This window comes from Pseudomonas sp. MN1F, assembly GCF_009391885.1.
Classification (GTDB): Bacteria; Pseudomonadota; Gammaproteobacteria; order Pseudomonadales; family Pseudomonadaceae; genus Aquipseudomonas.
In genome coordinates, this window is record NZ_VZII01000076.1 from 1 (window position 1) to 13,189 (window position 13,189).

At 65.0% G+C, this 13,189-nt stretch carries 11 protein-coding genes; 4 read left to right on the forward strand and 7 right to left on the reverse strand.

Features of this window, described 5'->3' with window-relative positions; all coding sequences use genetic code 11:
- Positions 1–196 precede the first annotated feature (196 nt).
- Entirely contained in the window at positions 197–1,918 is a 1,722-nt protein-coding gene (locus tag F6X59_RS28035) for a SulP family inorganic anion transporter (RefSeq protein ID WP_152959303.1), read from the forward strand.
- Here the strand turns inward: F6X59_RS28035 and F6X59_RS28040 are convergent.
- From F6X59_RS28040 to ycaC, 7 genes are all read right to left on the reverse strand, one after another.
- The gene (locus F6X59_RS28040) at positions 1,915–2,922 is read right to left on the reverse strand and encodes a DUF2955 domain-containing protein (RefSeq protein ID WP_152959304.1); all 1,008 of its coding nucleotides are present in this window, start codon (positions 2,920–2,922) and stop codon (positions 1,915–1,917) included. The two genes, F6X59_RS28035 and F6X59_RS28040, sit on opposite strands and share 4 nt — an antisense overlap.
- Positions 2,912–4,003: an HlyD family secretion protein gene (locus tag F6X59_RS28045; protein ID WP_152959305.1), complete on the reverse strand. Its 1,092-nt coding sequence runs from the start codon at positions 4,001–4,003 to the stop codon at positions 2,912–2,914. The genes F6X59_RS28040 and F6X59_RS28045 overlap by 11 nt, the downstream gene beginning before the upstream one ends.
- A complete protein-coding gene (locus tag F6X59_RS28050) occupies positions 4,000–5,514 on the reverse strand; it encodes an efflux transporter outer membrane subunit (RefSeq protein WP_152959306.1) in 1,515 nt (504 codons plus the stop codon). Before F6X59_RS28050 ends, F6X59_RS28045 begins: the two co-directional genes overlap by 4 nt.
- Before the next feature lie 3 nt (positions 5,515–5,517).
- Positions 5,518–6,615 (reverse strand): AI-2E family transporter, encoded by a 1,098-nt coding sequence (locus F6X59_RS28055; protein ID WP_152959307.1) that lies wholly within the window; start codon positions 6,613–6,615, stop codon positions 5,518–5,520.
- 40 nt (positions 6,616–6,655) lie between these two features.
- On the reverse strand, positions 6,656–7,846 hold the full coding sequence (locus F6X59_RS28060; protein WP_152959308.1) for a monovalent cation:proton antiporter-2 (CPA2) family protein: 1,191 nt from the start codon (positions 7,844–7,846) through the stop codon (positions 6,656–6,658).
- A gap of 34 nt (positions 7,847–7,880) precedes the next feature.
- Entirely contained in the window at positions 7,881–8,699 is an 819-nt protein-coding gene (gene ppk2, locus F6X59_RS28065) for a polyphosphate kinase 2 (protein ID WP_152959309.1), read from the reverse strand.
- 95 nt (positions 8,700–8,794) lie between these two features.
- Positions 8,795–9,415 carry an isochorismate family cysteine hydrolase YcaC gene (ycaC, locus tag F6X59_RS28070; RefSeq protein ID WP_152959310.1) on the reverse strand — a complete coding sequence of 207 codons (621 nt, stop codon included), beginning with the start codon at positions 9,413–9,415 and terminating at the stop codon, positions 8,795–8,797.
- A gap of 237 nt (positions 9,416–9,652) precedes the next feature.
- Between ycaC and F6X59_RS28075 the strand changes: the two genes are divergently transcribed.
- The 3 genes from F6X59_RS28075 (at position 9,653) to F6X59_RS28085 (ending at position 13,080) form a co-directional block, all read left to right on the forward strand.
- Positions 9,653–10,042, forward strand: a complete 390-nt coding sequence (locus tag F6X59_RS28075; RefSeq protein ID WP_372240566.1) for a nuclear transport factor 2 family protein — start codon at positions 9,653–9,655, stop codon at positions 10,040–10,042.
- 94 nt (positions 10,043–10,136) lie between these two features.
- Complete coding sequence (locus F6X59_RS28080; RefSeq protein WP_152959311.1) at positions 10,137–11,636, forward strand: cytosine permease; 1,500 nt, start codon at positions 10,137–10,139, stop codon at positions 11,634–11,636.
- A gap of 13 nt (positions 11,637–11,649) precedes the next feature.
- Positions 11,650–13,080 (forward strand): aldehyde dehydrogenase family protein, encoded by a 1,431-nt coding sequence (locus F6X59_RS28085; RefSeq protein WP_152959312.1) that lies wholly within the window; start codon positions 11,650–11,652, stop codon positions 13,078–13,080.
- The last annotated feature ends 109 nt before the right edge of the window (positions 13,081–13,189 follow it).

Sequence of the window (13,189 nt, forward strand, 5' to 3'; positions counted from 1 at the left end):
CCCGGGGAAATTAGCCCTGATGCTCTACATCCACAACAGAGAAACGGCAGCGGCGTGCGTAGGATAATTCCCAAGCTATCTTCAACTGAAGCATTTGGTTTCAAGTTCGGAATTTCCTTACTTCAGTGAGATTGCCGAGGCTGTTCAGTAGCCATTTACCCCCCCCGTCAGGCGCCTCCTTTCTGGAGCTTCGTTCATGCACGACACGCCGCCCCCTCCCCGCTTCGACTGGCAACGCTGGCTCCCGGGCCTTGCCACCCTGCTGCACTACCAGCCCGCCTGGCTGCCCAAGGACATCGCGGCCGGCCTGGTGCTCACCACCATGCTGGTGCCGGTCGGCATTGCCTACGCCGAGGCCTCCGGAGTACCGGGCATCTATGGCCTGTACGCCACCATCATCCCGCTGCTGGCCTATGCCCTGTTCGGCCCCAGCCGCATCCTGGTGCTCGGCCCGGACTCGGCACTGGCCGCGCCGATCCTGGCAGTGGTGGTGCAATACGCCGCCAGCGACCCACAGCGCGCCATCGCCATCGCCAGCCTGATGGCTCTGGTGGCCGGCGCCTTCTGCGTGATCGCCGGGCTGCTGCGCCTGGGCTTCATCACCGAGCTGCTGTCCAAGCCGATCCGCTATGGCTACATGAACGGTATCGCGCTCACCGTGCTGATCAGCCAGTTGCCCAAGCTGTTCGGCATCAAAGTTGACAGCCAGGGGCCGCTGCGCGACGTCTGGAACCTGATCCAGGCATTGTTGGCAGGCAATGGACACTGGCCAAGCTTCATCGTCGGGGCCGGCAGCCTGGTGTTGATCCTGCTGCTCAAACCCTTCAAGCGCATCCCGGGCATCCTGATCGCCGTGGTGCTGGCGACCCTCGCCGTGAGCCTGTTCAACCTCGACCAGATGGGCGTCAAGGTGCTCGGCCAGTTACCCCAGGGCCTGCCGAGCCTGGTCTTCCCGTGGGTCAGCGACATCGACCTGGTCGAAGTGGTGCTGGGCGGGATTGCCGTGGCCCTGGTGTCGTTTGCCGACACCAGCGTACTCTCACGCTCCTATGCCGCGCGGCTGAAAACGCCGGTCAACCCGAACCAGGAAATGTTCGGCCTGGGTGTGGCCAACCTGGCCTCCGGCCTGTTCCAGGGCATCCCCATCAGCAGCAGCTCGTCACGTACACCGGTGGCCGAAGCGGCTGGCTCAAAAACCCAATTGACCGGCATCATTGGCGCACTGGCGGTGACCTTGTTGCTGCTGGTCGCGCCCAACCTGATGCAATACCTGCCCAACAGCGCCTTGGCCGCCGTGGTGATCGCCGCGGCTTTAGGGCTGTTCGAGTTTGCCGACCTCAAGCGCATCTTCCACATGCAGCAATGGGAGTTCTGGCTGTCGTTCACCTGCTTCGTCGGCGTCGCCGTGTTCGGCGCCATCCCGGGTATCTGCATTGCCGTGGCGGTATCGGTGATCGAATTCCTGTGGGACGGCTGGCGGCCGCATTACGCGGTGCTCGGGCGAGTCGATGGCACCCGTGGCTACCATGACGTGAAGCGTTATCCACAGGCCCGGCGGATTCCGGGGCTGGTGCTGCTGCGCTGGGATGCGCCGCTGTTCTTTGCCAACGCCGAGCAGTTCCAGAACACGGTGCTGGCGGCGGTGGATGAATCACCCACTCCTGTACAGCGGCTGGTGATTGCGGCGGAGCCGGTGACCAGCATCGATATCACTTCGGCGGACATGCTCGCAGAGCTGGACAGGGCGCTGGAGGCGCGCGGGGTGGAGCTGCAGTTTGCCGAGATGAAAGACCCGGTGAAGGACAAGATGAAGCGCTTCGAGTTGTTCGAGCATATGGGCGAGACGGCATTTCACCCGACCGTCGGGGCTGCGGTGGATGCCTACTTGGCGGATACCGGGATTGACTGGAAGCCTTAGGTCGCCACCCGGCGCCGGTCGATCCAGATGAGCATGGCACTGGCATACAGCGACACCGCCACGAACAGCGCCATGCGCACCGCAAACGCCTTGTACACATCCTGCCCGCCAGCACTGTCCTGCACCGACTGCCCGAGCAGGATCAGCATGGTGGTCAGGCAGCTTATCCAGTACGCCGGGCTTTGCCTGGTATCCACCGCGCGATAGAGCCTGCGCGCCTGCCAGAGCACGAACAGCAGCACCCACAGGAAGAACATCCACAGGTGCACGAACAGGCTCAACGCGCCCCACACCAGCATCGCCAGCACCCCGGCCAGCAAGGTCGAGCCGATCAGCTCGCGGCTGGCATGTCGCGCCCGCGTCTCCCCGGCCTGCTGCCCCAGGCTCACCGCCTTCATGATCAGCGGCATGAACTGGTCGGGGGCAATCAGCGCCAGCAGGAATGCCGGCATCACGATAAGCGTGGCACGCAGGGCCACCCAGCTGACATCCGCGCTGTCGAGCAAGGGTGGCGAAGGCTGCACCGGCGCGCCGGCCGGCTCGGGAAACAGCACATGGGCCAACGCGCTCCCCAGCACCGCCAACAGCATGCCCTTGGACAAGGCTTCGACCACCGACAGCGCCAGGGTGAAATCGCTGGTGCCGGCCGCCGCGATCATGGTCAGGCCGATCACCAGCAGGTTCGCCAGCAGGCCATTGCCGCCCTTGAGCGCATAGCGCAAGACCAGGAACACCCCCACGCCCACCAGCAGCACCCCGCTCACCGGGGCATGGCGCAGCAGCGGAATCAGCAACAGGCCGCTGCCGCAACTGAGCAATACCAGGATCGCCAGTGCCGGCGCCGCCTTGACCGGCAGCGGCTCGCTGCGCATCGCCAGCAACAGCACCGCGAATACCGGCGCCAGAATCGGCACCGGCAGGCCCAGGCCGAAACTGGTCGCCAGGCACAGCGCCACGCCCCAGGCCAGGCGCAGTGCGCGCAGGCGGCGCAACTCAATAGGCATACGACAGCCAGCTCATCAGCCACATGAACACGCGGCCCAGCAGGTTCAGTGGGTTGCCTTCGCTGGGCAGCGCCATGACTTCCGCCTGGCCGCCCACGCGTAATCCGGACTTGTCTGTCAGCTGGTCGCGGTCCAGTTCGACGATCACCGGGAAGCGCTGCGCCGAACGCAGCCAGTCGCGGCTGTTCTGCACGGTCGGCAGGGTCCCCGGGGGCGCAGGCTGGCCGACGCTCACGCCATAGCCAATGCTGCGGATCTGCCCCTTCAGCACCGTGCCGGGCAAGGCATCGAGCACCACCAGCACCGGCGCGCCGGGGCGCAAGCGGCCGAGGTTGTTCTCGGTCATGTCGGCACTTATCCACACGTCGCGGATGGCGATCAGGGTCATCATCGGGCTGCCAGCGCCCACGTAGTGGCCCACGTCGGTGCGCAGGTCAGTGATCAAACCATTGGTGTCGGCGCGCACCACCGTGCGGGCCAGGTCCAGGCGGGCCTTCTCCACGTTGGCCGCAGCGCTGCGCAGTTGTGCGTTGTCGGCGTCGGCCCCGCCCTGCTGCTCACGGGCCCGTTCCACCTCGGCACGGGCGGCGGCCACCTGGCTGATGGCTTGGTCACGGGTGGCCTGGGCCCCTTCAAGGCGGCGCACCGATACCGTGCCCGGGTCTTCGTCGATCAAGCGCTTGAGCCGCTCGGCATCCTGGCGCGCCTTGCGTTCGTTGGCCTGGGCCGCCACCAACGCGGCCTGGGCCGAGTCGATGCCGGCGGTGCTGGCACCTATCTGCCGGCGCACGGTATCCAGGTCGGCTTCGGCGCGGGCCAGGGCGATGCGGTACTGCTCCTGGTCGAGCTCGAACAGCACATCGCCCTGGCGCACTTCCTGGTTGTTGCCCACCGCCACGCGCTTGATCTGCCCGGCCACTTCGGCAGCCACCGGTACCACGTAGGCCTGCAGCCGGGCTTGCTGGGTGTAGGGCGTGAAACGGTCGGCCAGCAGGTACCAGACCAGGCTGACAACGATCAGTATCAACACCCAGCGCATGCCGCGATCGGGGGCTGGCGGCGTGTCCGCAGCGTCAGTCATTTCGGCTCACCTTGTTCGGGGTCGGCGGGGGCCGGCTCGTCGAGCAGGTCGCCCCAATCGGTACGGTTTTGCATGTTCTGGCGGGTGGCAGGGTCGATCGGTTTGCGCTTGTTGTCCCAGCCGCCGCCCAGCGCCTTGTACAAGCTCACCAGGCTGCTCACCGCATTGCCACGGCTGACCAGGTAGCCGTCCTGCTGCTGCAACAACAGCTGCTGGGCGTCGAGCACGCGCTGGAAATCGGCAAAGCCTTCCTGGTACTGCGAACTGGCCAGGGTCAGCGAACGCTGGGCGGCCTGCGAGGCATCCTGGCGAATACTGGCGCTCTGCAGCGAGCGCACCAGGCCGCTGGCGGCATCGTCGGCCTCGTGTGCGGCTTCGCGCACGCTCTGGTGATACAGCTCGATCAATTGCTGCAGGCGGGCGTCCTCGACCCGCACGGCGTTCTTGCGCCGGCCGTAGTCGAACGGGTTCCAGATCAGGCTCGGCCCCGCCGCCAGGTCAAACGTGTTCGGCAGGTGGCTGGCCGACAGGAAGGTCCAGCCGATGCTGCCCAACAGGCTCAACTGTGGATAAAGGTCTGCTTCGGCCACGCCCACCAGCGCCGATTGCGCCGCCACCGCCTGTTCGGCGGCGCGGATGTCCGGGCGCCGTTGCAGCAGGCTGGCCGGCACGTCCTGCAACACCGCACGGTCTGGCAGCGGCAACTGCCCGTGGCGCGCCTGCAGCTCGGGCAGCGGCCCCGGTGGCCGGCCGAGCAGCGAACAGAGCACGTTGCGCAAGGCATTGAGCTGGTTCTCGAACTCGGGAATGGTGGCCAGGGTCGCCAGGTACTGGGTACGCGCCTGTTGCCAGTCGAGCTCGTCGTTCTCGCCGTGGCGGAACAGCCGCTCGGTGATCTGCAGGCTGCGCTCCTGGCGCTTGGCGTTTTCTTGCGCAATCTCCAGCCGTGCCTCAGCGGTGCGCAGGGCGAAGTACGTGTCGGCCACCTGCGCACGTAGCAGCAGCATGGCATCGGCGTAGTTGGCCTGGGACGCGAAGTAGAGCGCATCGGCGCTCTCGATGGCGCGGCTGAAACGGCCCCAGAAGTCGATTTCCCAGCCGATGTCGAAGCCCACGCTGGACTGCCAGAACACCGAGTCGCGCGCGGTGGAAGTGCCAGACTGGTCCTGCTTGAGGTACAGGCTCTGCGCACTCAACTGCTGCAGCTGTGGATAACGCCCGGTCTGCACGATGGCCAGCTGCGCCCTCGCCTCGGCAATGCGCAGGCCGGCCACACGCAGGTTGGTGTTGTTGGCGTCGGCTTCGGCGATCAGGCCTTCGAGCGTGGGGTCGGCGAATACCAGCCACCACTGGCGCAGGTCCGGTGCTGGCGCAAAGCGCCCGGCCTGCTCCAGCAGGGGCGTGTTCCAGCTGTCCAGCCATGGGTCCTGGGGCTTTTCGAAGTCCGGGCCGACCTGGGTACAGCCGGCCAGCACCATCAGCAACCCCAGGCCATAGCAGCGTTTGGGCATGGCTCAGGCCGCAGGCGGGGTCGGTTGCTCCGGCACCTGCAGCGCAACCCATTGCCAGAACAGTACATAGGTCACGCCGAGGATCACCGGGCCGATGAACAGGCCGATGATGCCCTTGACCACCATGCCGCCCAAGGCACCGATCAGCACCACCGGCATCGGCACGTCCACCCCGCGCCCGAGCAGCAACGGTTTGAGCACGTTGTCGGCAAGCCCGGCGACAAAGGTGTAGATGGCGAAGATGATGGTCGCCATGGTGAAGCCCTCGGCATTGAACACGTAGATGATCACTGGCACCGTGATCAAGGTCGCCGGTGCCTGGGCAATCCCCAGCATGAGGATGGCGATGGCCAGCATGCCGGCACCCGGCACGCCTTTGATCACGAAGCCAACGCCAATCAGCAGCATCTGGATGAAGGCAATACCGATCACGCCCTGGGCCACCGCGCGAATGGTGGCGGTGCACAGGTTGGCCAACGGTTTGCCGCGCTCTTCGCCGGAGACGCGCATGGCGATACGCTGCGCGGCAATCTCGCCACGTTCGCCGAAGGCCATGATGATGCCCGAGACGATGATCGCCGCAAAAAACATCAGGAACGCACCACCGGCACTGGCCGCCGCGCCCAGCACCGTACGCCCGGCGCCCTTGAGCTGTGGCAACCACTGGTTGAGCACATGGGCCATGTTTTCCGAGGCCGCAAGCCACAACGCATGCACCTTCGGCCCGATCAGCGGCCAACCTGCCACGGAATCAGGGGGCGGCGGCACGCTCCAGGCGCCGCTCTTGAGCAATGCCACCAGGTTGTCGACCGATTCGCCGATGGACATCACCACCAGGTAGATCGGCACGATCAGCACCACCAGCACCAGCAGTACCACCAAGGTTGCCGCAAAGCCTTGCTTGAGGCCGGTCACCCGGTGAATACGGCAATGCAACGGATACAAGGTGACCGCGAGAATCACCGACCACAGCATCAGCTCCAGGAACGGCTGGAATACCTGGAAGGAGAACAGCACCAAGGCGGCCACCAGGCCCGCCTTGATCAGCACGTCGAGCAGGCCCCGCGACAGGGCGCTGTCCAGCTTCAAACTCGGCTGCATGTTGCACCTCCGAACGTTAAACGCGCCCGCGAGGCGCGATTCAGTGACCCGTCTCGGCTACCGGGCGGTCTTCGTCAGGTAATCTGCGCGCCAGGGCCATCATCACCAGCGGCACCACCGCCATCGACAGCGTGATGGCGAGCACCAGCAAGTCGTGAACCTGTTGCGCCAACACCTGGTGCTCCAGCGCCAGCTTGAACACCACGAAAGCAAACTCACCCCCGGACGCCAACACGATCGCCAGGCACAATGCCTCGGCGCGGTCGAGCCCGCCTGCCTTGCGCCCGAGCGCGAGCAACAGGGGCATCTTGATCACCACCAGCAGCAACGTCAGCCCCAGCACGATCAGGGGCATGCCGAACAGCAGCTGCAAGTCGGCACTCATGCCGACGCCGACGAAGAACAGCCCCAGGAGCAGGCCCTTGAGCGGTTCGATCTGGCTTTCCAGCTCATGCCGAAAAGGCGAGTCGGCCATCAGCACACCGGCCAGAAAAGCGCCAAGGGCCATGGAGATGCCGACGTGCTCCATCACCCACGCGGTGCCCAGCACCACCAGCAAGGCAGTAGCGGTAGACAACTCGGGCAAACCCGAACCGACCGTCCATCTGAATACCGGGGTCAACAGATAGCGGCCAAAAATGATCACCACCCCAATGCCCGCCGCCACTGCCAGCAGGGGCCAGGAGCCTTCGTCGGCGGTACTGACATCGCCACCGAGCAGCGGCACCACGGCAATCAAGGGAATCGCGGCGATGTCCTGGAACAGCAGGATGGCCACGGCCAGGCGACCGTGTGGCTTGCCCAGGTCCTTGCGTTCGGCCAACACTTGCAGGCTGAATGCCGTCGACGACAGCGCCAGCCCCAGACCGAGCACGATCGCCGCCGCCTTCGATTGGCCAAACAGGAAGTACGCCAGCAGGCCGAGCACCACCGCCGTCAGCCCCACCTGTAACGAGCCGATGCCGAACAACGCCTTGCGCATGGTCCAGAGCCGCCTTGGCGACAGCTCCAGGCCAATGACGAACAACAGCATCACCACGCCCATCTCCGACAGGCGAGCGACGTTATCGGGGTTACCCAGCAGGCCCAGCACCGACGGCCCGATCAGGATGCCAGCCAGCAGGTAGCCAGGCACCGCACCCATTTTCAAACGCTGCGCCAGTGGTACCAGAAGCACCACGGCCAGAAGAAACACTACCGTTGCCTGTAGCAGGCTGCCGTCATGTGGCATGGATTCGCACCCTTGCTAGCTCCTGCGGGAGGGATCAGAAACGTTCTTCAACCACTTTGAAGGGATAGGGCACGGCCTTGTATTTGCCGATCTTGCCGCGCTTGGGCAGCTTCACTACCTCTTCGCGGGTGATGTCCTTGTAGGGGATGCGCGAGAGCATGTGGCTGATGATGTTCAGCCGGGCGCGCCGCTTGTCGTTGGAGTGCGCCATGAACCACGGCGCCCAAGACGAATCCGAGGCGGCGAACATGTCGTCGCGGGCGCGGGTGTAGTCGTCCCAGCGGGTGTACGACTTGAGGTCCATGGGCGACAACTTCCACAGCTTGCGCCCGTCGTTGATGCGGTCCTGCAGGCGGCGGGTCTGCTCCTCGGCGCTGACTTCGAGCCAGTACTTGATGAGGATGATCCCCGACTCGACCATCAACTTCTCGAACAGCGGTACCACGGTGAGGAATTTGGCGCTCTGTTCTTCGCTGCAGAAGCCCATCACCCGTTCGACGCCAGCGCGGTTGTACCAGCTGCGGTCGAAGATCACGACTTCGCCGGCAGCCGGCAAGTGACGCAGGTAGCGTTGCACGTACATCTGGGTCTTTTCCCGCTCGGTCGGCGCCGGCAGCGCCACCACGCGGAACACCCGCGGGCTGACCCGTTCGGTGATGGCCTTGATGGTGCCGCCCTTGCCGGCACCATCACGGCCCTCGAATATGACACAGACCTTCAGGCCCTTCGCCACCACCCACTCCTGCAGCTTGACGAGCTCCACGTGCAGCTTCTTGAGTTCCTGATCAAAGGCTTTGCCGCCCAGTTTCTCTGCCTGCTCTTTCGCATCTTTGTTCTTGGACGGCTTGGCCATGGTGCTTTCCTGAGGGCGAATGAAAAGTCAGTATGGTCGATTCATGACATTTTGCCGTTTCGCTTGTTAGGCAAATTGCCGCGCCCTGAAAGCCCTTATTTCGCCAGCTTGTTGTAGCTGGTCATCAGGTTGCGATAGTCCGGGATATGGTTGGAGAACAACGTGCCCAGGCCTTCGATATCGTTGCGCCAATCTCGGTGCAGCTCGCAGGCCACGCCGAACCAGGTCATCAGCTGGGCACCGGCAGCCTCCATGCGCCGCCAGGCCGAATCGCGGGTCAGTTCGTTGAAGGTGCCGGAGGCATCGGTCACCACGAACACCTCGAAGCCCTCCTCCAGCGCCGACAATGCCGGGAAGGCCACGCACACTTCGGTGACCACGCCAGCGATCAGCAACTGCTTCTTGCCGGTGGCTTTCACTGCCTTGACGAAGTCTTCGTTGTCCCAGGCGTTGATGTTGCCGGGGCGGGCGATGTAGGGGGCGTCGGGGAACTGCTCTTTGAGTTCGGGCACCAGTGGGCCATTGGGGCCCGTTTCGAAGCTGGTGGTGAGGATGGTCGGCAGCTTGAAGTACTTGGCCAGGTCGGCGAGGGCCAGCACGTTGTTCTTGAAGCGGTCAGGGTCGATGTCGCGCACCAGCGAAAGCAGGCCGGCCTGGTGATCGACCAGCAGGACGGCGGCGTTGCTCTTGTCCAGACGCTTGTATTGGAAGGCCATGACGGAACTCCTTGCAACGTAGGTTGGGAATTTCAGCGTAGGCAAGGATGGGGGGCGGGAGGGACCGTCAGTCGGTTCGCTGGGGGGCTACATGATCGGTTACTTGATCGGTTACTTGATCGGTAGCCATCACTTCACAGATTCCTGAACTAATTATTTCTCCTCCGCGATTTTTCCACTCGCCCGCCCCCACCAGAATCGCTTCACCACAATCACAATAACCGTGAGGCCACTCCCGTGGACCAGACACTCCAGGTACGGCAAGCTGCCGCCGACCTCGTCGCTGCCTTCGCCAGCAACGACACCGCCGGCTACTTCGCCTGCTTCAGCGAAGACGCCACCTTCCTCTTCTACACCTTGCCGCAACCGCTGCTGTCGCGCCGTGCCTATGAAGACCTCTGGGCCCAGTGGCAGGCCGAGGGTTTTGCCGTGCTCGGCTGTGAATCGAGCAACGTGCAGGTGAGCCTGCAGGGCGATGTGGCGATCTTCATGCATGACGTGGCCACGCACATCCGCATTGCCGGTGAAGAGCACCAGCTGGCCGAGCGCGAGACCATCGTCTTCCGCCGCTACGGCGAGCAATGGCTGGCGTGCCACGAGCACCTGTCGGTCATCACTGCAGCCTGATCCAAACTTGCGCGGCCTTGCCGCACTGCCATCGCACCCACAAGAGGGCCCGCGCACCGCGACGGGCCTACAACAACCGCGCTGGAGCATCACCATGAGCCACTCGACCGGTATCGAGACCAATGGCGTCGAACAGATCCCTGACGATCAACGCGACGCCTCCCCGCTGGACCTGTTCCGCCTGATCTTCGGCGGTGCCAACACCTTCGCCACTGCCGTACTGGGCAGCTTCCCGGTGCTGTTCGGGCTGTCGTTCCAGGCCGGGGTCTGGGCGATTTTGCTTGGCGTCGGCGTGGGCGCGCTGATCCTCGCGCCGATGGGCCTGTTCGGTGCCCTCAACGGCACCAACAACGCCGTGTCGTCGGGTGCGCACTTCGGCGTGCACGGGCGCATCGTCGGCTCGTTCCTGTCGCTGCTTACCGCCGTGGCGTTCTTCTCGCTGTCGGTGTGGAGCTCGGGCGATGCCCTGGTCGGCGGCGCCAAACGCCTGGCCGGGCTGCCGGAAACCGACCTGACCCTGGGCCTGGCCTACGGCCTGTTCGCGGTGCTGGTGCTGGTGGTGTGCATCTTCGGCTTCCGCTTCATGCTGTGGGTCAACAAGGTCGCCGTATGGGCTTCGAGCCTGCTGTTCCTGCTGGGCATCTTCGCCTTCGCCGGGCCGTTCGATGCGGGCTTCGCCGGTAGCGTCAATCTCAGCCAGCCGGGCTTCTGGGCGGCATTCGTCGGCGCGGCGATCCTGGCCATGAGCAACCCGGTGTCGTTCGGCGCCTTCCTCGGTGACTGGTCACGCTACATCCCCCGGCAAACGCCAAAATCGCGCATCATGCTGGCGGTGATCGCCGCCCAGGTGGCGACGCTCATCCCGTTCCTGTTCGGCCTGTGCACCGCCACCCTGGTGGCCACTCAGGCGCCTGACTACATCGCCGCCAACAACTACGTCGGTGGCCTGCTGGCGGTCGCGCCGAGTTGGTTCTTCCTGCCGGTGTGCCTGATTGCGGTGATCGGCGGCATGTCCACCGGGACTACCGCGCTGTACGGCACCGGCCTGGACATGTCCAGCGTATTCCCGCGCCTGCTCAGCCGCGCTGGCGCCACCTTGCTGATCGGGGTGCTGGCCATCGGCTTCATCTTCCTCGGCCGCTTCACCTTCAACCTGGTGCAGAGCGTGTCGACCTTCGCCGTGCTGATCATCACCTGCACCAGCCCATGGATGGTGATCATGATCCTCGGCCTGATTACCCGCCGCGGCTTCTATCACGCCGATGACCTGCAAGTGTTCACCCGCGGCCAGCGTGGCGGCCACTACTGGTTCCTGCACGGCTGGAACTGGCGCGGCATGGGCGCGTGGATCCCCAGCGCGATGGTTGGCCTGTGCTTCGTCAACCTGCCAGGGCAGTTCGTCGGCCCGCTGGGCGACCTGGCCGGCGGCATCGACCTGAGCCTACCGGTGACCCTGGGTATCGCCTGCGTGCTGTACCTGCTGTTGCTCAACCTGTTCCCTGAACCTGCTGGCGTGTATGGCCCCAATGGCCCACGCTGGGTGCGCTGCAAAAGCGCCCCGCGCACGCCGGTGACCACCGCCGAAATGGCCTGACTGGATACCGACCATGACCACTTCCCATTACATTGCCGGCCGCTGGGTCGAAGGCCAGGGCAGCGACTGCATCAGCGTCAGCGAGCCTGCGCTGGGCCTGCCTTTCGCCGAACTGATGGCCGCCAGCGTGGCCCAGGTCGACCAGGCCGTGGCCGCCGCCCGTGACGCCCTGCCTACCTGGAAAAAGGTCAGCGCCAGCACGCGTGCGGCCTTCCTGCGCGGCTTTGCCGAACAGCTCGGCCAACGCCGCGAAGAACTGATCACCTTGCAGATGCGCAACAACGGCAAGCCGCGCCACGAGGCCGAGATCGACCTGGACGATGCGGTCGCCACCTTCGCCTACTACGCCGAGCTGGCCGAACAACTGCCGTCCAGGAACCGTGACGTGCCATTGGCAGCAGCGGGCTTTACCGCCCGCACCCGCCTGGAACCGGTGGGCGTGGTCGGCCTGATCGTGCCGTGGAACTTCCCGTTGGTGACCAGCGCCTGGAAGCTCGCCCCGGCCCTGGCGGCCGGTTGCACCGTGGTGCTCAAACCGTCGGAAGTGACCCCACTGATTGAGCAGACCTACGGCCAGATCGCCGACACCCTGGGCCTGCCGGCCGGGGTGCTGAACATCGTCAACGGCAAGGCCGAGACCGGCGCTGCGCTGAGCAGCCACAATGGCCTCGACAAGCTGTCGTTCACCGGCAGCAACAGCGTCGGCAGCCAGGTGATGCGCAGCGCTGCGGCGCAGTGCCGGCCGGTGACCCTGGAGCTTGGTGGTAAGTCGGCGATCGTGGTGTTCGACGATTGCGACCCGGACCAGGCGGTGGAATGGATCGTTGCCGGTATCACCTGGAACGCCGGGCAGATGTGCTCGGCCACCTCGCGCCTGCTGGTGCAGGACGGCATTGCCGACACACTGCTGCCGCGCCTGCAAGCTGCATTGCAAAAACTGCGGGTCGGTAACCCGCTGACCGAAGAAGTCGACATGGGGCCGCTGACCAGCCAGGCGCAGTGGCTGAAGGTTGCCGGCTATTTCGCGACAGCGCGCGAAGAGGGCCTGCAGTGCCTGGCAGGTGGGCAGGCGCTGGATCGTGAAGGCTGGTTCGTGAGCCCGACGCTGTACAGCGATGTGCCGAAGGACAGCCGCCTGTGGACCGAGGAGATCTTTGGCCCGGTGCTGTGCGCGCGTCGTTTTGCCACTGAAGCGCAGGCCATTGCCGAGGCCAACGACAGCCGCTTCGGGCTGGTCGCCACGGTCTGCTCCGCCGACCTGGAACGCGCCGAGCGCGTGGCCGATGCGCTGGAGGTTGGCCATGTGTGGATCAACTCGGTGCAGGCGGTGTTCGTCGAGACGTCGTGGGGCGGCACCAAGGGCAGCGGCATTGGGCGGGAGCTGGGGCCTTGGGGGTTGTCGGGGTACCAGTCGGTGAAGCATGTGACCCGGTGTTTGGGGTGATGGCCGCCAGGTGCCTGGCACAAGATTTTCAGCGCCTGTGAGATCGAGCGCCGCCCGCGCGGCGCATCGCGAGCAAGCTCGCTCCTACATTTGTTGCAACGTGGCCATG